The sequence below is a fragment of the Streptomyces sp. NPDC053427 genome (assembly GCF_044544985.1).
GTDB lineage: Bacteria > Actinomycetota > Actinomycetes > Streptomycetales > Streptomycetaceae > Streptomyces.
This window is the reverse complement of sequence record NZ_JBITYA010000003.1, coordinates 231,077-250,143: the sequence shown is the minus strand read 5'-3', so window position 1 is coordinate 250,143 and position 19,067 is coordinate 231,077. Positions and strand designations below refer to the sequence as shown.

At 67.4% G+C, this 19,067-nt stretch carries 23 protein-coding genes and 2 pseudogenes; 11 read left to right on the top strand and 14 right to left on the bottom strand.

Annotated features, from left to right (window positions below):
* Positions 1-38: 38 nt before the first annotated feature.
* The 3 genes from ACIGWZ_RS09140 to ACIGWZ_RS09130 form a co-directional block, all read right to left on the bottom strand.
* Positions 39-512: an NUDIX hydrolase gene (locus tag ACIGWZ_RS09140; RefSeq protein WP_400062409.1), complete on the bottom strand. Its 474-nt coding sequence runs from the start codon at positions 510-512 to the stop codon at positions 39-41.
* On the bottom strand, positions 509-940 hold the full coding sequence (locus tag ACIGWZ_RS09135) for a hypothetical protein (protein ID WP_400062407.1): 432 nt from the start codon (positions 938-940) through the stop codon (positions 509-511). Before ACIGWZ_RS09135 ends, ACIGWZ_RS09140 begins: the two co-directional genes overlap by 4 nt.
* 190 nt (positions 941-1,130) lie before the next feature.
* Complete coding sequence (locus tag ACIGWZ_RS09130; RefSeq protein ID WP_400062405.1) at positions 1,131-1,583, bottom strand: Lrp/AsnC family transcriptional regulator; 453 nt, start codon at positions 1,581-1,583, stop codon at positions 1,131-1,133.
* Positions 1,584-1,735: 152 nt separating this feature from the next.
* On the opposite strand from ACIGWZ_RS09130, the gene ACIGWZ_RS09125 reads away from it, so the two are divergent.
* The 4 genes and pseudogenes from ACIGWZ_RS09125 to ACIGWZ_RS09110 all read left to right on the top strand — a co-directional run.
* Positions 1,736-2,677, top strand: coding sequence for a DMT family transporter (locus ACIGWZ_RS09125; protein WP_400063240.1), 942 nt, complete (start codon positions 1,736-1,738; stop codon positions 2,675-2,677).
* 41 nt (positions 2,678-2,718) lie between these two features.
* Positions 2,719-2,895: a hypothetical protein gene (locus ACIGWZ_RS09120; RefSeq protein ID WP_400062403.1), complete on the top strand. Its 177-nt coding sequence runs from the start codon at positions 2,719-2,721 to the stop codon at positions 2,893-2,895.
* Positions 2,896-3,207: 312 nt separating this feature from the next.
* Positions 3,208-3,504 (top strand): DUF1330 domain-containing protein, encoded by a 297-nt coding sequence (locus ACIGWZ_RS09115; protein ID WP_400062401.1) that lies wholly within the window; start codon positions 3,208-3,210, stop codon positions 3,502-3,504.
* 109 nt (positions 3,505-3,613) lie between these two features.
* Positions 3,614-3,781 (top strand): annotated as a pseudogene (locus ACIGWZ_RS09110) (IS701 family transposase); the annotation flags it as partial.
* A 159-nt stretch (positions 3,782-3,940) separates the two neighbouring features.
* Here the strand turns inward: ACIGWZ_RS09110 and ACIGWZ_RS09105 are convergent.
* Positions 3,941-4,420 (bottom strand): OsmC family protein, encoded by a 480-nt coding sequence (locus ACIGWZ_RS09105; protein WP_400062399.1) that lies wholly within the window; start codon positions 4,418-4,420, stop codon positions 3,941-3,943.
* Between the two features lie 115 nt (positions 4,421-4,535).
* Here ACIGWZ_RS09105 and ACIGWZ_RS09100 point away from each other — a divergent pair, with 115 nt between their 5' ends.
* Positions 4,536-4,994: a helix-turn-helix domain-containing protein gene (locus ACIGWZ_RS09100; protein WP_400062397.1), complete on the top strand. Its 459-nt coding sequence runs from the start codon at positions 4,536-4,538 to the stop codon at positions 4,992-4,994.
* A gap of 473 nt (positions 4,995-5,467) precedes the next feature.
* On the opposite strand, the gene ACIGWZ_RS09095 is transcribed toward ACIGWZ_RS09100, so the two are convergent.
* Positions 5,468-5,866: a DUF6234 family protein gene (locus ACIGWZ_RS09095; RefSeq protein ID WP_400062395.1), complete on the bottom strand. Its 399-nt coding sequence runs from the start codon at positions 5,864-5,866 to the stop codon at positions 5,468-5,470.
* Positions 5,867-6,073: 207 nt separating this feature from the next.
* On the opposite strand from ACIGWZ_RS09095, the gene ACIGWZ_RS09090 reads away from it, so the two are divergent.
* From ACIGWZ_RS09090 to ACIGWZ_RS09080, 3 genes are all read left to right on the top strand, one after another.
* Entirely contained in the window at positions 6,074-6,817 is a 744-nt protein-coding gene (locus ACIGWZ_RS09090) for a DUF6333 family protein (protein ID WP_400062393.1), read from the top strand.
* 82 nt (positions 6,818-6,899) lie between these two features.
* Positions 6,900-7,154, top strand: a complete 255-nt coding sequence (locus tag ACIGWZ_RS09085; protein ID WP_400062391.1) for an FAD-dependent monooxygenase — start codon at positions 6,900-6,902, stop codon at positions 7,152-7,154.
* Positions 7,155-7,218: 64 nt separating this feature from the next.
* Complete coding sequence (locus tag ACIGWZ_RS09080; protein WP_400062389.1) at positions 7,219-7,470, top strand: hypothetical protein; 252 nt, start codon at positions 7,219-7,221, stop codon at positions 7,468-7,470.
* 98 nt (positions 7,471-7,568) lie between these two features.
* On the opposite strand, the gene ACIGWZ_RS09075 is transcribed toward ACIGWZ_RS09080, so the two are convergent.
* Together ACIGWZ_RS09075 and ACIGWZ_RS09070 are read right to left on the bottom strand one after the other, a co-directional pair.
* Complete coding sequence (locus tag ACIGWZ_RS09075) at positions 7,569-8,483, bottom strand: NAD(P)H-binding protein (RefSeq protein ID WP_400062387.1); 915 nt, start codon at positions 8,481-8,483, stop codon at positions 7,569-7,571.
* Between the two features lie 531 nt (positions 8,484-9,014).
* Positions 9,015-9,932, bottom strand: coding sequence for a hypothetical protein (locus tag ACIGWZ_RS09070; protein WP_400063295.1), 918 nt, complete (start codon positions 9,930-9,932; stop codon positions 9,015-9,017).
* Positions 9,933-10,383: 451 nt separating this feature from the next.
* On the opposite strand from ACIGWZ_RS09070, the gene ACIGWZ_RS09065 reads away from it, so the two are divergent.
* Entirely contained in the window at positions 10,384-11,928 is a 1,545-nt protein-coding gene (locus tag ACIGWZ_RS09065) for an FMN-binding glutamate synthase family protein (protein ID WP_400062385.1), read from the top strand.
* A 121-nt stretch (positions 11,929-12,049) separates the two neighbouring features.
* Positions 12,050-12,817: an alpha/beta hydrolase family protein gene (locus ACIGWZ_RS09060; protein WP_400062384.1), complete on the top strand. Its 768-nt coding sequence runs from the start codon at positions 12,050-12,052 to the stop codon at positions 12,815-12,817.
* Positions 12,818-13,040: 223 nt separating this feature from the next.
* Here ACIGWZ_RS09060 and ACIGWZ_RS09055 read toward each other — a convergent pair whose 3' ends face one another.
* From ACIGWZ_RS09055 to ACIGWZ_RS09040, 4 genes and pseudogenes are all read right to left on the bottom strand, one after another.
* The gene (locus ACIGWZ_RS09055; protein WP_400063293.1) at positions 13,041-13,715 is read right to left on the bottom strand and encodes a hypothetical protein; all 675 of its coding nucleotides are present in this window, start codon (positions 13,713-13,715) and stop codon (positions 13,041-13,043) included.
* Positions 13,692-13,790 (bottom strand): annotated as a pseudogene (locus tag ACIGWZ_RS09050) (IS5/IS1182 family transposase); the annotation flags it as partial. The pseudogene ACIGWZ_RS09050 and the gene ACIGWZ_RS09055, both read right to left, overlap by 24 nt.
* Before the next feature lie 54 nt (positions 13,791-13,844).
* The gene (locus ACIGWZ_RS09045; protein WP_400062382.1) at positions 13,845-14,360 is read right to left on the bottom strand and encodes a DUF3995 domain-containing protein; all 516 of its coding nucleotides are present in this window, start codon (positions 14,358-14,360) and stop codon (positions 13,845-13,847) included.
* Between the two features lie 230 nt (positions 14,361-14,590).
* Positions 14,591-14,899, bottom strand: a complete 309-nt coding sequence (locus ACIGWZ_RS09040; RefSeq protein ID WP_400062380.1) for a hypothetical protein — start codon at positions 14,897-14,899, stop codon at positions 14,591-14,593.
* Between the two features lie 428 nt (positions 14,900-15,327).
* On the opposite strand from ACIGWZ_RS09040, the gene ACIGWZ_RS09035 reads away from it, so the two are divergent.
* Complete coding sequence (locus ACIGWZ_RS09035; protein WP_400062378.1) at positions 15,328-15,612, top strand: hypothetical protein; 285 nt, start codon at positions 15,328-15,330, stop codon at positions 15,610-15,612.
* 189 nt (positions 15,613-15,801) lie between these two features.
* Here the strand turns inward: ACIGWZ_RS09035 and lysA are convergent, their stop codons facing one another.
* The 3 genes from lysA to ACIGWZ_RS09020 form a co-directional block, all read right to left on the bottom strand.
* The gene (gene lysA / locus ACIGWZ_RS09030; RefSeq protein WP_400062376.1) at positions 15,802-17,136 is read right to left on the bottom strand and encodes a diaminopimelate decarboxylase; all 1,335 of its coding nucleotides are present in this window, start codon (positions 17,134-17,136) and stop codon (positions 15,802-15,804) included.
* A 14-nt stretch (positions 17,137-17,150) separates the two neighbouring features.
* Positions 17,151-17,585, bottom strand: coding sequence for an SAV_915 family protein (locus ACIGWZ_RS09025; RefSeq protein WP_400062374.1), 435 nt, complete (start codon positions 17,583-17,585; stop codon positions 17,151-17,153).
* Between the two features lie 612 nt (positions 17,586-18,197).
* Positions 18,198-18,737, bottom strand: coding sequence for a DUF1707 domain-containing protein (locus ACIGWZ_RS09020; protein WP_400062372.1), 540 nt, complete (start codon positions 18,735-18,737; stop codon positions 18,198-18,200).
* Positions 18,738-19,067: the final 330 nt, after the last annotated feature.

Here is a 19,067-nt window from a genome sequence, read left to right as displayed (position 1 = left end):
CCGGTGCCCCCCGGACCTCACGGTCGGGGGCACCGGCCTCAGTGCCGGATCAGGCCGCCGACCGTGACGGGCGAGACGTGGCCGGTTGCCGGAAGGGTCTGTGTCAGGGCGAGGCCGATGTCGACCAGCGATGACCGGCGCAGGCCGGCGACCTGGGAGATCGGAGTCCAGACGCACTCGGCGATTTCACCATGCGGCTCAGGCCGGAGTTGGCCGCCGGTGATGCGGACCCGGTAGAAGATGCCGACATTCTGGTGTTCTGGTCCGCCGGGGATGGCGCGTTCGGCTGCGGGGATGATCCTTGAGTCCACGCCCAGCAGGCGTTCGACCACCGCGTCGCAGCCGCTCTCCTCGGCGACCTCTCGGATCACTGCATCGAACGGATCCTCCGCATGCTCGACCCTGCCGCCCGGAAGAGTCCAGTTGGCCTCGCCCTTCGGCGGTACGTGACAGGCAAGCAGCACCCGCCCGTCCTCGATGCACACGGCATACGCCGCCAGCCGGAAACTCATCCCCATACCTCCCCATCGGACGCTCTCTCAACGTCCACGGCCACCTCGTCGAACGGCCCGAGGCCGCCGCAGCGTAACCGCGCGCCCTTCGTCGAAGCCCGGTGGCCGTCCGCCACATGAGCCTCCTTGGAGGTGACCTCCCGGATCAGCGGCTCGAACTCCCGCCGCACGTACGCGTCAAAGGGCTCCGTCAGCGCGCCGTCGATCACCCGCCGCACCCGGTGCTGCGCCGCGAACTCCCTGATCGCGGCGCGGGAGTCCGGCTCCACGCCCCCGCCAATGATCAGCACTCCGAACTCCTCGGCCTCCAACAGCTTCCGGGCCTCCTCGTCGGTGCTCACTCCCTCCGCGTCAAAACCGTCGGCGCGCAGCGTGGCCAGCACCTCCGTCACCCTTGCGGGCGTCCTTCCCAGCACCAGCGTCCTCATGGCCGCTCCTCTCAGGTACGTAGACATCGGCAGCCCCGAACCTAGAAGCTCAACTCGACTTGAGGTCAACCCCCAACTCCCGACCCACCCCGGCAGCCACATGATCCGCCGGACAGGACCTAAGTCCGTGCGGCGATCAGTACCACGATCGATCGATCACGAACCGAGAGAGAAGGGACCTAACGCCCTCTCACGTCGGCTCGATGATGTTCTTCCGCAGGTATCCGTAGATCACCGAGGTGCGTACGTCTGCGAGTTCCTGCCGCTCGGTCAGCTTGTCCAGAACCACGGAATGCAGCTGCTCGGTGTCGCGAACCGCGACATGGAGGAGGAAGTCATCAGTGCCCGTCAGCACGAAGACCGCGATCACCTCGGGCATGCGCGCCACGAAGGCTTTGAACTGCTCAATGACCGCACGCGTCGGCGGCCGCACCCGCACGGCGATCATCGCTTGCAGCCCTCGGCCGAGCGACGGGAGGTCTACCTCAGCGTGGAATCCGAGCAGCACACCGCGCTCGCGGAGAGCGCGCACTCGCTCCAGGCAGGTGGAGGGCGCGATGCCCAACTCCTGTGCCAGGTCCCGGTTGGTGCGCCGACCGTCGTGCTGCAGAAGTCGCAGCAACGCCGAATCTAGTTCGTCCACGTTCCGCCCCGCTCCTCAAGTTCCGAATTATATTCGGCCAGCTTGCCACTTGATCGGATTGCTTTCTAGCGTATCCGCCAATATCCCGTTCATGATTCGCTTCGTTGCTGTGCGGTCAGGGCGGAGTCGGGGTTCCGGGCGAGAGGGCATCAGTGGTGGAAGAACGGAAGACGAGGGCTCTGGCGATCTGTTCAGTCGTGGCGGCCGCGCTGTTGTGGAGCAGCTCGTACGCGGTGACCAAGGAGGTGCTGGCGGACGTCGGGCCGCTGACCATCGGGGCCATCCGCTTCACCATCGCCGCCGTGCTGCTCGCGATCATGGCGCGCATGCGCCGCAACCCGGCCGCCCCGCCGGATGCCCGCCAGCGGCGGATGATCTACCTGAGCGGCCTGCTCGGCATCACGGCCTACTTCGTGCTGGAGAACATCGGCGTTGAGCTGTCGACTGCCTCAGACGCTTCCCTGATCGTGGCCACCTATCCGCTGATGACCATGCTTCTGGAGCTGGCTCTCCTCCGGACCAGGATGCCGCTGCTCCGGGTCAGCGGCGTGCTGCTCGCCACTCTGGGAGCCTTTCTGGTCGTACGCAACGGGGCAGAAGTCGGAGGCAGCGCACGCTGGTTCGGTGACGTGCTGCTCCTGCTCGGCGGGCTGATGTGGGCCGGATACAACGTGCTGGGCAAGTACGCGGGCCGGGGGCAAGACGCGGTGAACCTCACCTATCACCAGACCGTGGCAGGCGCCGCCGGCTTCCTGCTCGCCTCACTCCTGGAGGTCGAGGACTGGCGGGTACCAGACGCCTCGGCCTCGGTGCTGCTCGCCTATCTGGCCGTGGCGTGTTCCGTCGGCGGTTTCCTCCTCTACAACTACGGCCTGCGCCGGATGACTTCGAGCGTCGCGGTCAACATCCTCAACCTGGTACCCGTGTTCGGCGTGCTCGGCGCTGTGGTGATCAACAACGAGACGGTCCGGCTCACCCAGGCCCTTGGCGGGATGGTCATCATCGCCGGTGTGGCCCTCGGATTGATCGAACGCCGAACAGTCGTCGAGAAAGCCGCGGTTCCCGAGCCGAGCCCGGTCACCGAACGCATCTGAAGGCCCAGGTGGCCCAGCTTCCCGGAACCTGAAACCGGATCTTGGGCGTATACGACCAGGAACGACGGCCGCTGCGCGCCCGTGACCTGTGCCTGGCGCTCGATCTCCCGGTGCTGCCCAAGCACGTCGAAGGCACCCGCGGGAAGCTCAAACGCCTGATCGGCCCCGGATTCCTCGACGAGAGCGAACCCGGATTGTCCGCACAGCCCCGCCCATAGGCACGCACGGCCCCCGCCGACCAGTGACCCTGAACAAAACCAAGGCGCAAAAACGGTCGAAGACTCGCTTATTGCCGTCTCGAAAGGTCACCGATTTCGAGCTGGCCCCCTTGACGTTCACTGCAGCATCCTCAGCGCTGAACCGATAGGCGCTCAGGATGCTGACCGCAAGTTCGTCAGCGGCGACCGCCGGGCCCGAACCGGGGCTGACCGACGCGCGCCCTGAATCACCCCGGTGACCCGTCGTTGGCTACGATCGAACTGAATTGTGAATGCGAAGTCAGATGTGCTCTTCCGAACACTGGAGGTTCCGTGGCCAAGGGCTACTGGGTCAGTGTCTACCGCACCATTTCAGACCCTGAGAAGCTGGCTGCCTACAACAAGCTGGCCGGTCCGGCCGTCCAGGCCGGGGGCGGGCGGCTCCTCGTCCGTGGTGGCGGTCGGGTCGTCGCACACGACGCTGGAATCGCCGAGCGCACTGTCCTGATCGAGTTCGACAGCTTTGAACAGGCCCTCGCAGCACACGAGAGTGAGGCCTACCAGGAGGCGCTGGTCGCTCTCTCCGACGGCGTCGAGCGCGACTTCCGCATCGTCGAAGGCATCGACTGACCCGGGGGCCCAGTCGGCGACCTGCCCGGCGTCCAGCAGGAACGACGGCCGCTGCGCGCCCGTGACCTGTGCCTGGCGCTCGATCTCCCGGTGCTGCCCAAGCACGTCGAAGACCGCCCTCGGGCTCGACCACTTCGAAGGCCGCTCGTTCACCGGCCGGCACCGACACGTCACCCTCGTCACCGCCACCCACCTGTTCCTGACCGAAGCGCGGAGAAGCCCAAAAGCCCCTGCCAGGGCCTGCCCCTCCACCAGCCCCTGGACCTCCTCCAACACCTCCTGGCCACCTGGACAGGAACCTGCCCCACCTGCCACCAACCCACCACCCCATGGCAGCCCTACGACACCACCTGACAAAGCCCTACTAGTGCTGCCCCGCGGAAGTTGGTGGAGGGGTGCTGGTCAGATTGTGAGCTGGTGCTGCCCGGAGCTCCGCTCAGTTCTCGTGGACACGAATGACGGGTGTATGGGTGATGGGGAAGTTCACCGAGCGGGCGATGAAGCACACTGCGGGTACGTCGCCGTGCAGCGAGCGGGCCTTCTCCGTCATCGACGCGTCGGCGACTGTCACTTCGGGGCGCAGGACAACTTCGGTGATCTGGCCTCCTCCGCCGCTTTCGTCCATGGTCATGACTCCGTGGGCGTTGTCCTCGTAGTCGGTAACGGTGACCCCGCCGACAGCACAGAGATGGAGGTACCAGAGCATGTGGCATTGAGCGACGGAGGCTACGAGCAACTCCTCGGGGTTCCAGCGCGCGGGGTCGCCGCGGAACGCGGGATCTGAGGAGGCGGCGATCCCGGTCTTGCCGTCCGCCAATACCTCATGATCTCGGCTGAAGGACCGGTAGCTGTCTGTGCCTGACCCTAGGTTGCCCGTCCACTCGACCGTGACGTCGTAGGTATGCGTTGTCGTCATGGGCCAGAGCTTAGAAGGCGCTGGGGGCAGTGCTTCGATGCATTTCCATCCTCCAGGCTTCGGCTCCCCCCCCCCGCCGTGATCATCTCGCGGAGTGGTCAGAGGGCGGGGTGCGATGCGGGGAATCAGTCAGGCGGTCGCGGTCGAGCTGGACGAGAGGGCCCGTCAGAGGTTGGTCCGCACAGTCGCCTCAGCGAGGGCCCAGGTCAGGCAGGTGCTGCGGGCACGGATCGTGCTCGCGGCAGCGGACGGAGAGGCCAACGGGGCCATAGCGCGAGGATTGGGCGTGAGTGTCAATACGGTCCGCAAGTGGCGGGGCCGCTTCGCCACCACAGGTCTTGAAGGGCTGAAGGACGCCGCCCGCTCGGGCCGTCCCCGCCTCTGCGGCCCCGGGGTGCGGGTGGCCATCGTCGAAGCGGCCACCAGCACGCCCCCGTCCCCGGACAGCACATGGTCGCACCGCCCGATCGCCGAGCACGTCGCGGCACCATCTCCGCAGTCATCTCGCCGTCCCACATCGGCCGCGTCCTCGCGGACTTGGACCTCAAGCCGCACCGGGTGCGAGGCTGGCTGACCCGCCGCGACACCCCGGCCTTCTGGCAGCGCGCCGCAGACGTCTGCGGCCTCTGCCGCAACCGCCCGACGGTGCGGTGGTGCTGTCCATAGACGAGAAGACCGCCATTGTGGCGCGCTCCCGTCGCCATGAGTACGGCCAGCGCTTTTGCGGGTCCACGGAACGGACCGGATCGTCAGCCTCTCCAGCGACCACATCGTCGGCAACCTCCCCTGCGGCGCGAGCAAGTACGGAACGCCGTGTCGGGCGACCTTGGGTGGGATGCTGCAGCACCGAAGGAAGGATGCGACGCCGGACCGGTCGCACTCATTCGGCGGCCATGAGGCGGATGAGCGCGTCGCAGAAGAGTGCTCCCTCCACAGGTCGTCGGCACTGGTCGGCGATGTGAAGAGGCATGTTCAGCACGTGGGTGCAGTGGTTCCGCATTACGTCGGCAACAGGCGACACCGTGGCTCGATCCGCGCCCGGCGGTCTCAGCAGTTCGCGCTGTAGCGGATGCATCCGGGTGGCGAGGTGTGGCTGTGCTCCCACTCGTGCTGCGCGGCCGTCAGCGATCCGCCTGCCAGGAGGGCCACCAGCAGGTGTGCGATCACCGTCCAGCGGGCGCGGAAGATTGCCGCGAGAACTGCCAGGATGAGTACGGCGATCAGCAGCATCTGCAGCCGCCCGATGTGCGCGAGGCCGGCGGCGTCGATCTGTGCTTGTTCGCCTTGCGCTGCCCATACCTCCAGGCCGTAGCCGTAGATCCAGTCCAGCACGAGCCACGCGGTCTCCAACAGCAACAGGGGAATCGCCAGGGCGAGGTCCACGCCCAGGCGTGTGCGCTGAGACCAGGGGCGCCGGCGCTCCGGGGCTGGAGGGGTGTCGGTCATGGGTGCAGGGTGCCGCGGCTGGTGGTGATGCGCATGAGTACCCGTACTCAACTCTGGTCCGACGGAGCGGCAGGTGATGGGCCGCTTCCTCAACTGATCGTCCCCGATGGGCCCTGACCGGCTCGTCTCGGAGGTAAGGGCGCGGTGCGTGGCGTCAATGGGCAGGACGCAGCCTCGCTGTCAGTGGGCGTCGCTACGGTGACTGTCATGGCCGACACTTCCTTCTGGACCCTCCCGCCCGAGACCACCTTCCGCGGTTCGAACTCCGACGAATACATCATCACCCTCGTGGACCCGCCGCTGCCCGGAGGCACTGCCCCCTTGCCGCCTCACGACCGCATACGGGCACGCGCGTTCGCGGAAGCTTTCCCCACGGTCGAGGCGGTGCTGGAAGAACTTCCTCCCATGCCTGCGTCCGGGTCTCTGTTCGCGGAGACACTCTCAGACCTGGAACTGATCACCGTCGGCTGCTGGGGCAATGTGACGCACATATCCGATCCGGCCCTCGCCACGTACGACGCCGGCATGACTCCGGTCCTCGATGCGGTCACCACCCTCCACGACCGCTCCCCCGGCGCCGTGATCGTGGGCTCTGCTTCCCCCGACTTCGGCGAGACACACACGGAAGACGTCATCCGTCTTCCCACCGGTCTGACGCTCTTCGCCTCCGGGTTCCCCGCTTACGAATCCCCATGGCACGTCGACGGCGATCCCCACACCATCCTGAACGCTCTCGGCATCGACCTGGCCGATCTGACTGATGAAGACCGCGAATACCTCTACTTGGGCGAAGAACCCCACCTCACCAACTGGGGGGCGGTGGGAGGACTGGTTCTTGAGAGCTGTGGTGGCCACAGTCCCCGAACGGGGCTTGAGATGTCCGTCTTCCGCGTCCGCCACGCTGAGGACTACACCTCGGTGATGGAGGAGATGTGGAGGTGGGCGTGCTGACTGATCATTTCAGCATGAGTTTGCGTTGGAGGCTTGGCAGTTGGACGCGGCCCACGTGCAGAGCTCTGCGGGAGGACTCGGCATGAACACCGGAATTCGGGACGGTCACAACCTCGCCTGGAAGATCGCCGCCGTCCTGCACGGACAGTTCACCCCGGCGCTCCTGGGCACATACGAGCCCGAACGCCGTGCCGCCGCTCAGGCATCCCTGGCCCTCCTCTCGCGCGGATTGCACCATGGCTACCTGTCACTGGATGGCGATCCAAACGGCTTGTACGAGAAGATCGCCGTCGACTACCTGCGCGGCATGATGTTCTACGCCTCCCCCCCCGCATGACACCACCGACTCCGACGTTGTGGACGACGTCATACGCCCCGGCCGCCGGTTCCCGCACCGCTGAGTGAACTCTGCCGACACCGGCCGGGTCTCCACCCTGGATCTGGTGGGCTCGCGCTGGACACTGTTCGTCGGACCCGGTGACCGCTCGTGGCGCGCGACGACAGCTTCAGTCGGCATCGATGCGCAGGTCCATGATCTGAGCACCGTGGACGATGCCGTGCTGGTAAGACCTGACGGATTCGTGGCCTGGCACAGCGCCACAAGAGCGTCCTTCCAAGAGGCACTCCGCGACTTGGGACTGTGGCACACGTGAGACGGCGGAGTCCGGATCGAAGAAACGGCTCACGTCATCCCACAGCAGATCGGCCAGGTCCATCGGTCCGCCGCCTCGGGCCTGCGGACAGAATGTGGCTACGAATGCAGGGCGGGCGTGTTTCCGACGAAGCTGTCAAAGCCCAGTGGAGGGCGCCCGAGCAGCTCGGCGACGTCATTCGTGGCCCGGTCGTACCTGTTCTCGCCATGCAGCCGCGCCATCGTGGCAATGTGCTCGAAGACATGGGGTGGCAGGTCCTGCTTCTTGAGGTCGTGTTGCAGCCATTCCTCGTACGGCACGTCCACGTAAGTCACGGTGCGACCCAGGGCCGCGGAGAACTCGGCCGCGATGGTGGCCATGTCACGGGAGTGCGCCCCGGTCAGTTCGTAGATGCGGCCGAGTGAGGGAGCCGGGTCGAGCAGCAGGCGTGCGACGACCTCCGCCACGTCGGCCGCGGCGACGGGCGAGGTCCGGGCGGAACCGAACGGGAGACGGATCGTGCCGTCCCGCAGGATCGAGGCGACAGCCATTTGCGCGAAGAGCGGATTCTCCATGAACACCGTGGGCCGGACGTGGACGACCGGCACCCCCGACCAGTTCAGGACGTGCTCGGCCAGCCAGTGCAGCCGCTGATGCAGGGATTCGGCATCGCTGGTGAGGCTCATCTGCGAGACCGTCATCTGCGACATGCTCACCAGCAGATCGAGGCCGTCGCCCTCCCGGGCGGCGGCCGCGACCGTCGTCGCGGCCTGGAGATACACGGGGGAAACGCTCATCCCGAAGTAGGCCCGGCGGCAGCCCGCCAGCGCCTCCACCACGTCGGCACCGCGCGTGAGGTCGCCGACCACCACCTCCACGCCGGCCATGGCCCGCAAGGCCGCGGCCCGTGCGTCGTCGTGATGCACCAGAGCCCGGACCGGCACCCCCTCGGCGTGCAACCGCTCAAGGACCGTACGGCCGACTCCGCCAACGCCACCGCCAACGCCGGTGACGAGGATGGGTGGGACGTGCACGGCGATCGCCTCCTGCCTCTTCGGACCGGGGCGTCCGGTCCACTCGGGACGGTTCCACCCTACGAACTGGCCAACGGATCACCCCGCAGCCACGGCCGGACCGTGGCGCGGGCTACAAACGCCTGATCCGACTCACCACATGGGAGATGGTCCAAGACTCAGATGTATCGGATGATCGCGTACACAGGTGCGCCGCCGGACAGGCCTTACAGCCTCGTTGGCATGACTCGGGCCTACAGCCTGGGGGCGAGATCGAGCGGGTCACCGCGCTTCTGCGGGACCTGGCGCTTGGGGATTCCAGCGCGCTGACCTGCCGCAGCTACGGCAACGGCAACGGCAACGGCTACGGCAACGGCAACGGCAACGGCAACGGCAACGGCCCGATGCTCCGGTCGCGGCACGGTCAATCTCCGTACGGGCAAGGCGTCTTTGCGGGCCGGGTACGCGCCGCGCACGATCAACCACGCCCTGACGGTGATCTGCGGGTTCTACGAGTTCATCAGGACGACCGGGCTTACGGAGGGTTCGCAGCTACTGCCCCTCCGGGCCGTGCAACCTTGCCCAGGTGTAGCTGTCCACACTGTCGTGAGGGCCGATCCTGGAGAGTTCCGTGCCGTCGCGCCCCACAGCCACGATGAGCGGTCGTATCCCTACGTGGCCTGTGGACGGGGATTTCCAGACCACGATGAGCCTGCCGTGGCCGGGTACCTCGATCCGTCGGTCGCCGAGGAGAAGATGATCCACTTCGGCCGCCGCCTGGAGTTCGTTGGATCCGACCCACGGGGCCGCCCCCATGAAGTCCGGATGACGCAGGCGGTAGGCATAACTCAGGGCACCTGCGCCTCCGCCGATCTCGATCATGCCGACCTGCCCCGGCCGGCCCGCCGCCAGCCTCTCCGCAGGCAGGTCACCACCCGACGTACTGCCACCGCCTGTGTGCTGCCACTTCTCACCGCAGCGCTCCATCAGTGCGGTGTGCGTCTCCGCTTTCGGGGACCCGGGACGCCAGACGAGGCAGACCGCCCCGATACCCGCATCCAGGTCGACATCACCCGACACCAGGGACAGCCAGCGGCGAGGCAGCCAACCGGGCTGCGCCACTTGGCCGTTGACCACACGTCGGACCACCGTCGGCAGAATGATCTCCATCCAGCGGTCGATACGGCGCATCCGACGCAGCTCCGCGCGAGTAGACACGTGCACACGGTACCCAGCGGCGGAGCCCGCGACGACGGCACTTGCCGCCCGGGGATCGGTCAGCATGGCGGCCACGCCGTCGTGGCCGATGATCTGTGCGCGGTATCGCAGCTCGCCGATCTTCGTGACCTCGGCCGTCCAGCCGCCCGCGAGCTTGAAGGTGCCCGGTCCCTGGTGTCTCCCCACGAACGAAACCGGCTGGCAGCTGGCGGCTGGCCTGCGCAACCCACAGGGCGGGCAGCGCACCGCCATTTCGGCCCACCCCGGTACTGATCCCTCTGAAAGCGCGCCAGCCCGACCACCGGCGTAGGCACGGAGCCCTAGACGCCAACCGCAACCACGGGCAGACAGACGTCGCCCCGCTGCGCCGCGCTCCGGCCGAGATGCCGTTGCCGCGGGCGCGGGCCGCGGGCAGTCGGCTGGTGCCGGCCCCGGATGTCCCGCCGTGGCTGGGGACGGCGCCAATACCCGCCCGAACCCCGTGCGTAGCCCGACCCGACGCGCCTGGGCCGCGCACCACTGGGACGACCGCTCCACCCGCCGACCCTGCCCCCTCGCCTCTCCGCGCGGGCCTCTAATATCATTTCGCGTTCTCCGACGGACGCTGACGCCCGCTTGGTCGTATCCGCCGCCCAACGCCCGACACGACACGACGACGTCCATCGCACGGCGATGGCGTCGAGCATCGAGGAGAGGAACGTTCATGCGTGCCCGGAGTATCGCCACAGCCACCGCAACGGCACTGGCACTGGTGGCCGCTCGCGACCTTGTCCAGAAGAAGCACGCATTGCTCCGGAACTTCCCGGTCATCGGGCACGCCCGGTACCTGTTGGAGACGATCGGGCCGGAGCTGCGGCAGTACATCGTCACCTCCAACGACGAGGAGCGCCCGTTCAGCCGTGACCAGCGCACCTGGATCTACGCGTCGGCGAAGGGGGAGAACAACTACTTCGGGTTCGGAACCGACAACGACGTCGAGCACATGCAGGGGCACGCCTACCTGAAGCAGCGCACGTTCGCCGGCACGCTGCCCGACGCACACGACCCCCAGGCCCCACTGCCGTCAGCCAAGGTGCTGGGCGGGCCGCGCGGGCGTGCCAAGGCCTTCCGGCCGGCGAGCGTGGTGAACATCTCGGCGATGAGCTTCGGATCGCTCTCCGGTGCGGCGATCACGGCGCTCAACGAAGGTGCGGCGCTGGCGGGCACGATGCAGAACACGGGAGAGGGCGGTCTCTCGCCGTACCACCGCAACGGCGGCGACCTCGTCCTTCAGATCGGTACGTCCTACTTCGGCTGCCGCAACGAGGACGGCAGCTTCAACATCGACAAGCTCAAGGATGTGGTCGCCGGCGCCCCGGTCAAGGCGATAGAGATCAAGCTCTCCCAGGGCGCCAAGCCTGGGCTGGGCGGGATGTTGCCGGGCGCGAAGGTGACCCCGGAGATCGCCGAGATCCGCGGCATTCCGCTCGGCGAGGACTGTGCCTCCCCGTCGCGGCACACCGCGTTCAGCGACGTCGACTCGATGCTGGACTTCGTCGAACTGCTCGCCACCGAGACCGGTCTGCCGGTCGGGATCAAGAGCGCGGTGGGCGAGTTGGAATTCTGGCAGGAGCTGGCCACGCTGATGGCGCGTGGTGACCGTGGTGTCGACTTCGTGACCATCGACGGCGGCGAGGGCGGCACCGGGGCGGCGCCGCTGACCTTCTCCGACTCGGTGTCGCTGCCCTTCCGGATGGGCTTCTCCCGGGTCTACGGCTGCTTCGCCGAGCGGGGGCTGACCGATGACCTGACCTTCATCGGCTCCGGCAAGCTCGGCCTGCCCGAGAACGCCGCGGTCGCCTTCGCGCTGGGTGCCGACATGATCAACGTGGCCCGTGAGGCGATGCTGTCGATCGGCTGCATCCAGGCGCAGAAGTGCCACACCGATAAGTGCCCCACCGGCATCGCCACCCAGAACCCGTGGCTGGCTCGCGGCCTCGACCCGACCTCGAAGGCCACCCGGGCCGCCGTCTACCTGCGCACCCTCCGCAAGGAGCTGATAAAGGTCTCGGCGGCCGTCGGTGTCGCCCACCCGGCACTCATCACGGCCACGGACATCGAGATCATGAACGGCGACTACGAGGCCCGCACCCTGGCCGGCGTCTACGGCTACAAGGACGGCTGGGGCGAACTCGGCCCGCACCTCGCCGAGGAGATCACCGCACTGCTCACCACCAAGCCGACCTCCGTGCAGAAGCCGACCGTCTGACGCGTCGACAGCGACAAACACCGCGCTCACTGCTCTACTGCTCGGAGCACGCGCGTGGCACCAGCCGGTGTCGCCCTCGATTCCCTGCCCCACCATCAGTCCCTGCCTAGGTGATCACAACATGCCCGAAAAAGTGAGATTCCCAAGCGTCGTCGGTCCCGAACTGGCCGGAGCGATCGACCTGCCAGAAGGCGAGATCCGAGGCTGGGGAATCTTCGTACACGGATTCACACTCGGCAAGGACTCGCCGGCCGCCTCGCGCGTCAGCAAGCAGCTGGCACGCGAGGGGATCGGAATGCTGCGCTACGACAACCTCGGGGTCGGAGACTCCGACGGCGACTGGGGGGACGGTTCCTTCACCATCAAGGTCCAGGACACGCTCCGTGCAGTGCAACTGATGGCGGAGCGAGGGACTCCGGCAGACCTGCTGGTGGGGCACTCATGGGGAGGCGCCGCAGTCCTGGCCGCAGCGGCCGAGGCAACCGGCGTCCGCGCGGTCGCCACGATCGGGGCGCCTGTCGACCCCAGCCACGTCGAGCGACAGTACGACGCGGTCATGGATCGCGTTCTCAGTGACGGCTCGCACGAGTGGTTCGTCGGCGGGAGGACCCTGGTCCTCAAGCGCGCCTTCGTCGAAGACGTCCGCCAGGCTCACCTGCGTGACCGGATCGGCGAGTTGAACCTGCCGCTCCTCGTCCTGCATTCGCCTACCGACAACACCGTTGACATCGACAACGCCGGGGAGATCTTCCGCGAGGCACGACACCCGCGAAGCTTCGTCTCGCTCGAAGGGGCAGACCATTTCCTGACCGCACGAGGACAGGCGCAGCGGGCCGCCCACATCATCAGTGCCTGGGCCGACCAGTACATCCCCGGGTCACGGCCCTGAGGCGAGACATCTCAGGTGAGGAAGAGTTCGCTGGGACAGGTGTGGGGCGGGGTCGTCGGGTGGGGCGGTCGTAGGGATGGCCACGGTCCTGGGGCAGGAAATCGCAGCAGATTGCCATGCCGACGGTGCCTATCATCGCCGAGGTACATCCAAGAGAATCGGCGTCCGAGCGAGCCCATGAGGTGTTGGTGACCCGAGGGCTGCAGCGGTCGGAAGCAGGGCTTTAGAAGGGGGGATTCCCCTCTCCGATCCAGCGTTGCGAGAGGGCCATCGCTTCCTCCACCCCCAAGCCGAGCTCTTGAGCAATTTCACGACGCGCCGACCAGCGGCGGTATCGATTGGTCATTGCGGTGCGCAGGGCGAACATGGCGGTGATGGAGAATACGGCGAAGAGCGTCACGAGATAGCTCGACTTTGCGATGTCGGGCGAATCCGACGGGCCTTTAAGTGCCGACCAGTGGAGGACGTCGAGGAGGGCTTTACCGAGCATGAACAGGGTCCCGGCCATGAACGCCAAGTGAACTCCGGTCAGCGTTTGCATAGCGTCCATGCGCTTCTTGAAGAGTTTGAGGCTCTTTTCTGTAGCTTCTTTGCGGTCCTCGGTCAGCGGAGTTCCGTTCTTGAAGCCGAGGATGCTTTCCTTGATCTCTGCCATATGGTGGGCGCGAATCAAGTCCCTGTCTTCTCCACGAGATTTGAAGGAATTCGCAACTTCCACGATGCCGATCAGGAAAAGTGCCGCCAGCGCGGCTGAAATGACGGCAGCATAATCTTGCGTCATGGCAAATTTTTCGCCATTCGGAAAAATTCCGATTGCCAGCATCCTTACCCCCTGAAACGTGAATGCAGGGCATAAGATTACCGTCTTTTCTGCATCCGCTCCCGCACGGCGCAGCATGGTCAGCAGCTTGCCGAAACGGTGCGGGCTCAGCCCGGTGGCCGGGGTTGTCCGGGACCACTCCGACGCCGTGATCGCACAGTCACCACGCGATCGTCTCACCCGGGGCCGGCACCTGCGCGAGGGTCATCAACCGATCCCGGTGACGGCCGATGCCAACGACAGGAGCAACGCACCCAGCGCCCCCACAGCGCCGTAAAGTCGCAGCTCGCGCCGGGCATCCTGTCGGCGGACATACCGTGTGGTGGCGGCGGCGAAGGCCAGACCGCCGACGATGAACCACGGCCCCCACAGGTAGAGGTACCAGCGGGTCAGCCCGATCAGGTCAGGCGCAGCGGAGAGTGCCCCAGCCTCCACCAGCACTCCATGGGCAACGAAGAGACAGCCGTGCCAGACGAGCAGCACCGTCGCGCCGCCGCCACAGAACACCATGAGACGGCCGATCCGCCTGCCACGCCGGCGCGTGAGACCGATGCCCAGCGCCGCCCCGAAGAGCTTCAGGAACCCGGTCACCCACAAGACGGCCACGAACCATGTCACCCGGTCATGAGCGAGCTTCATCAGCGACGGCGACACCGTCGACTCGGCGCCGAGGCTACTGCCCATCGCCCAGACGAAACTGGGCACTGCGAACAGCAGCCCCATGCCGCAGCAGCGAGCCCGGGCCACTCTCCCAGCCCCAGACGGGACGCCCGGCGCTGGGACAGTCGCGCTGCATCGTCCACGGAACGCTTGATCGTCATAGCTCCATCGTGACCGGCCCGCGCCGCCGAGGCATCATCCCAACAGAGGATCAATCTCCCCCGCGGGAGCTGCCTCTCGACGGGGCCGAGGCGCAGGGGCTCGGCACGAGCAGCCCGCGCAGTGCGAGCTACCTACTCCACCGCATACAGCAGCTTGTACTCGGCGCCATCCGCCCTGAAGTGCAGACTGCGTTCACCAGGCGTATCCGTGATCCACTGCTTCCTGAGCCTGTCGTCCCTCTCCGGGCCGCCGTCCTCCCAGAGGGAGACAGCAATCGTTCCCGTGAAGTCGCAGTCGTACTTGACGGTGTACATCCGATTGCCGAGCACCGTCCCGTTCCACACAGTGCCGCGATCCTGGACGACAAGGCTCGGCTCATCGAGGCCGCTCCAGCCCTCAGTCGTGACGCACTTGAGCTTCTCCAGATACAACTTGGCCATACCGTCCCCTGCGAAGGATCCTCCCCGACACTGCACACTCTGCCGAGCCGCAATAAACGATCACTAAACGAATGGACGCGGCACCCGCCGCCGGCGCTACACCCCGCCTGAGGAAGGCAGGGTGACGCCGTGGCCATGACGGCCGATCGACACGCACCACACGGCATCACCGACGGGCGACTCCGTCGGCGGCCGAGAGTCCCGGCCGTGCCACTGAAGGTGTGACTTCGGTGCACCGCCACAGGCGACTCCAAAGCCCTCCTGTGGGCAGCCAGTCGGGCACCGCCGGCAGTACAGCGACCGCCCCCGTTCGGATCACCAGAGGCGGCTCTTCAGGTGATTGACAGCCTCCCCACACGCCAGGCAGCCGTCGCAGGGGTACGGCGTCTCAGCAGAGCGCGACCCGGCACGCGGTGAGGAGATCAGCCATGTACGCAGCAGTCCGGCGGTACGAAGGGGTGACAGACCCAGCTGAGACGGGACGCCTCGTCAACGAGGGGTTCGTACCGCTCATGCGCCAGGTCACCGGATTCGTGGCCTACTACTGGATCGACGCCGGAGACGGAGTAATGATCTCGGCCAGCATCTTCCAGGACCGAGCCGGCGCCGAAGAATCCATCTCAAGGGCTGCGGACTTCGTGAGGGACAACCTCACGCCACTGCTCCCCAACCCTCCCCAGATCACGACCGGGGAGGTGGTGGCCTCCGCGTAACAGCCGAGGCCACCATCCAGCAAGGGAGGCGAGAAGCGAGAAGGGAGGCGAGAAGCGAGCAAGGACTTGGCTCTCCCCCACCGGACAATATGTCACGCAGGAAAAGGGGTTTGGTGCGAGGGAACCGGGCGCCTCAGGGTGAGGGTCGGGCCGTCACCCACCCGGAGGCGGTCTCAGAGCAGGAGCGGGCTACAGCCCCACGTCGCGGTTGCGGATGTCGTCCAGGGACTCGCGGCGGACGAGGAGACGGGCGCGGCCGCCGTGTACGGCGACCACCGGCGGGCGGCCGACCAGGTTGTAGCCGGAGGCCATCGAGAGGTGGTACGCGCCGGCGACGGGCACCGCGAGCAGGTCTCCGGGATGTACGTCGCCGGGGAGTTCGACGTCGGACGCGAGGATGTCACCCGCCTCGCAGTGGCGGCCCACCACGGTGACCGAGGCCGGTTCCGCACTGCTGTGACGGCCGATCAGGCGGGGTGCGTACCGCACGCCGTACAGCGCGGGCCGCGGGTTGTCGCTCATGCCGCCGTCGATGGCGACGAAGGTGTGCTCGCCCGTGCGCTTGACGGCGAGCACGCGGTACAGGGCGACCCCGGCCGGTCCCACGATGGCGCGGCCCGGCTCGATGATCAGGCGGGGCACGGTGAGTCCGGCCGCCGCACATGCCTCGATGAGTTCCGCGCGGACCTTGCGGGCCAGGGCGGTCAGGTCCAGGGCCGGCTCGCCGGGCCGGTAGGCGATGCCGTGGCCGCCGCCCAGATCGAGCTCGGGCAAGGTCAGACCGTGCTGCTCGCGCACCCGGGCCATGAGGCCCACCATGCGGCGTACGGCGGCCAGATAGGGCTTGACGCTGGCGATCTGGGAGCCCAGGTGGCAGTGCAGACCCGTGAGTTCGAGCTGCGGCTGGTCCAGGATGCGGGCGATGGCGTGCTGGGCGTATCCGTCGGAGATGGACAGGCCGAACTTCTGGTCGTCGGTGCCGGTGCGGATCTTGTCGTGGCCCCCGGCGCTGATCCCGGGCACCACCCGGACCATCACCTTCTGATGCCCGTCGGGTCCGACCGCGGCGGCCAGGCGTGCGATCTCCGAAGGGCTGTCGATCACGATGCGCCCGACGCCCAGGCGCAGCGCGGTCTCCAGGTCGTGCGGGGATTTGGCGTTGCCGTGCAGCACGATCTTCTCGGGCGGGAACCCGGTGGTGACGGCGAGTTCCAGCTCACCGGCGGAGCAGACGTCGAGGCCGAGGCCCTCCTCGTCCATCCAGTGGGCCATGGCGCGGCAGAGGAACGCCTTGGCCGCGTAGAGGACGTCGGCTTCGGGGAAGGCGTGCCGGTAGGTGCGGCAGCGCTCGCGCACCTCGCCCTCGTCCAGTACGTAGGCGGGGGTGCCGAAGCGATCGGCGATCTCGGCGAGCGGGACGCCGCCCACGGCCGGCTCGCCCCGGTGGGGCTCGGTGGTGGAGGCGGGCCACACCGACAGCTCGTCGTCGGTGGTGACGGCGACGGGTTCGTGAACAGTGGTCATCGTGTGTTCCCCTCTCAACCGATCCACAGCGACAGCGCCGAGACGAGTGCCGCGGCGCCGGCCACCCGCACCACGCCGACGGCCTGCGGGTCCCAGGTGTGCTCGCGGGAGCGGGGCGCCGAGGCCCTCTTCGGTGCGAGGGCGGCGGATTCGGCCGGCGCGGGGGCCGGTGCCGAGAACGGGGGGTCCACCGTGACGGTGGTGACTCCGAGCGGCTCGGCCAGCGCGCGCAGCGCGGGCTCGGAGAGCCTGATCCATGCCTGGTCGGTGCCGAGCGTCGCGGTCAGCCTGCGCTCGGAGGTGAAGCCGACGGCCGTGCGGCCGCCGAGAGGAGTGCGGAAGATCCGGGCCACACTCCCAGCTGGCCCCGGCCGGACGGGAACGAACAACGATCCGGCCGGGAACCGTTCACAAGGCTCCGGGTCTTCACCGCTCAAGAGTTCTGCCATGGGATGCCTCCTGGAGGATCCGGGATGGTTCGTGCGAAGGACTGGACCGCCCCGGACGCGAGGAGGCGGACCGGGACGTGCCGCAGACGCTATGTCCGCCCGACCCCGTTTCCCGCCGCCTCATGACGGGATGCTGACGGCGACCGGGCCGTCGCTTACGGGATCCTGACGCGGCGGGCGAATGCTTCTGGCCAGGCACGTCAGAAGAGCGCCAAGAAGGGGCGTAGAGGGGTGTTCGAAAGCCCCCTACCAGGAGTGCGATGGAAGTGGTCCGCGCGGACCGCCCGCGGGAAACCATCTGCGTGCGCAGGCGAAGAACGGTTGGGAACGGTGGAGAGATGTCTGGTTCCGGCCCCCCGGAGACCGCTCGTGTCGTGGTAAGCGTGAGCGGCTCCCTGGGCAGTCTCACCGCCCTGTGCCGTGCCGCCGACGAGGCGCGGCGCGTGGTGCCGAACTGACCGTCGCGCACCGCCGCAACGCGTGGCGGCTGCGCCTGGACACCCACTGTCTGCTCAACGCGTCCGAGAACATGCCGCCCGACGCCTGAGTGTCACAGGTCCTCCCGCAGGAGCCGCGTGTGCCCGACAGGCGGTCCCGGTGCCGGATGAGGACTCATCGCCGCGCGTGGCGGATCTTCAACCGTCCGAACTCCATCGTCCCGGAGATCCGTATCCTCGGCCCGCCTGGGCGGGGTCGCCGGGGCTTGTAGCGCGTGTCCTTCCACGCGGTGTGCAGATCCTCGATGTCGACGATTGCGTCGCGAGGCATTGTGATCTTGGCGCTGCCGCTGCCGAGGTGCAACTCGATGTCGACCACCGGATGCTCGATGACCGCCCGGGACAGGTCCAGGTGCACCTTTCCGAATGCGGACTCGACCTTGAGGATTCGAGGTACCCGCCATGCGCCGCGCCGCTGGATCCGTCCGCTGTGCGCGGCAATCGTGGACGTGGTGCCCGCATTCTCCTCCGGGAGCGCGGCCAGAGCCGACACCAGCTCGCCGTGCGCCTTGGCGGTGAGCGCCTGGTTGAGGCGTTCGTCCATCTCCTCGTGCGAGATGTGCCCTTCGGCGTACGCCTCCTGCAGGCGCTGCACGGCCATGTCGCGGTCGTCTTCGCTGACCCGTGGCGAGAGGTCTTCCGGTAAGGGAGTCACCGCCTCACTCTAGTGCTGTGCCGGTGATGAGAACACGCCAAGGTCCGTGGCGCGCAAGGCATCCGTTGGTCCGGGAGGAGAATTCCGCGACGGCCTCGGCACCACGCCCTCCGCCTACCGACGGACCTTCCGGACGGCCGCGGCAGAGCCCGAGCCCCGCCGGGCGTGAAAGCCGAGAACGCGGCGCCTGACCGGCGCAGATGGCTCAAGTAACCAACCGGAACCAAGATCGGCCCGCCGTCGCTACTGGCCGGAACCGCCTCCTCCCCTGCTTGGCCGCGCGCAACCGGCCAAGCACACCGCCCACTGGCCGACTGCAACGCTCCCGTT

Excerpts from the sequence above, each read along its gene's own strand:
- ACIGWZ_RS09090 (WP_400062393.1), top strand. The coding sequence starts at position 6,074 with ATGGCCGACACTTCCTTCTGGACCCTCCCGCCCGAGACCACCTTCCGC.
- ACIGWZ_RS09095 (WP_400062395.1), bottom strand. The coding sequence starts at position 5,866 with ATGACCGACACCCCTCCAGCCCCGGAGCGCCGGCGCCCCTGGTCTCAG.
- ACIGWZ_RS09085 (WP_400062391.1), top strand. The coding sequence starts at position 6,900 with ATGAACACCGGAATTCGGGACGGTCACAACCTCGCCTGGAAGATCGCC.
- ACIGWZ_RS09055 (WP_400063293.1), bottom strand. The coding sequence starts at position 13,715 with ATGCTGCGCCGTGCGGGAGCGGATGCAGAAAAGACGGTAATCTTATGC.
- ACIGWZ_RS09105 (WP_400062399.1), bottom strand. The coding sequence starts at position 4,420 with ATGACGACAACGCATACCTACGACGTCACGGTCGAGTGGACGGGCAAC.
- ACIGWZ_RS09140 (WP_400062409.1), bottom strand. The coding sequence starts at position 512 with ATGAGTTTCCGGCTGGCGGCGTATGCCGTGTGCATCGAGGACGGGCGG.
- ACIGWZ_RS09065 (WP_400062385.1), top strand. The coding sequence starts at position 10,384 with ATGCGTGCCCGGAGTATCGCCACAGCCACCGCAACGGCACTGGCACTG.
- ACIGWZ_RS09060 (WP_400062384.1), top strand. The coding sequence starts at position 12,050 with ATGCCCGAAAAAGTGAGATTCCCAAGCGTCGTCGGTCCCGAACTGGCC.
- ACIGWZ_RS09040 (WP_400062380.1), bottom strand. The coding sequence starts at position 14,899 with ATGGCCAAGTTGTATCTGGAGAAGCTCAAGTGCGTCACGACTGAGGGC.
- ACIGWZ_RS09100 (WP_400062397.1), top strand. The coding sequence starts at position 4,536 with ATGCGGGGAATCAGTCAGGCGGTCGCGGTCGAGCTGGACGAGAGGGCC.
- ACIGWZ_RS09135 (WP_400062407.1), bottom strand. The coding sequence starts at position 940 with ATGAGGACGCTGGTGCTGGGAAGGACGCCCGCAAGGGTGACGGAGGTG.
- ACIGWZ_RS09045 (WP_400062382.1), bottom strand. The coding sequence starts at position 14,360 with ATGGGGCTGCTGTTCGCAGTGCCCAGTTTCGTCTGGGCGATGGGCAGT.
- ACIGWZ_RS09035 (WP_400062378.1), top strand. The coding sequence starts at position 15,328 with ATGTACGCAGCAGTCCGGCGGTACGAAGGGGTGACAGACCCAGCTGAG.
- ACIGWZ_RS09025 (WP_400062374.1), bottom strand. The coding sequence starts at position 17,585 with ATGGCAGAACTCTTGAGCGGTGAAGACCCGGAGCCTTGTGAACGGTTC.
- lysA (WP_400062376.1), bottom strand. The coding sequence starts at position 17,136 with ATGACCACTGTTCACGAACCCGTCGCCGTCACCACCGACGACGAGCTG.
- ACIGWZ_RS09070 (WP_400063295.1), bottom strand. The coding sequence starts at position 9,932 with ATGGCGGTGCGCTGCCCGCCCTGTGGGTTGCGCAGGCCAGCCGCCAGC.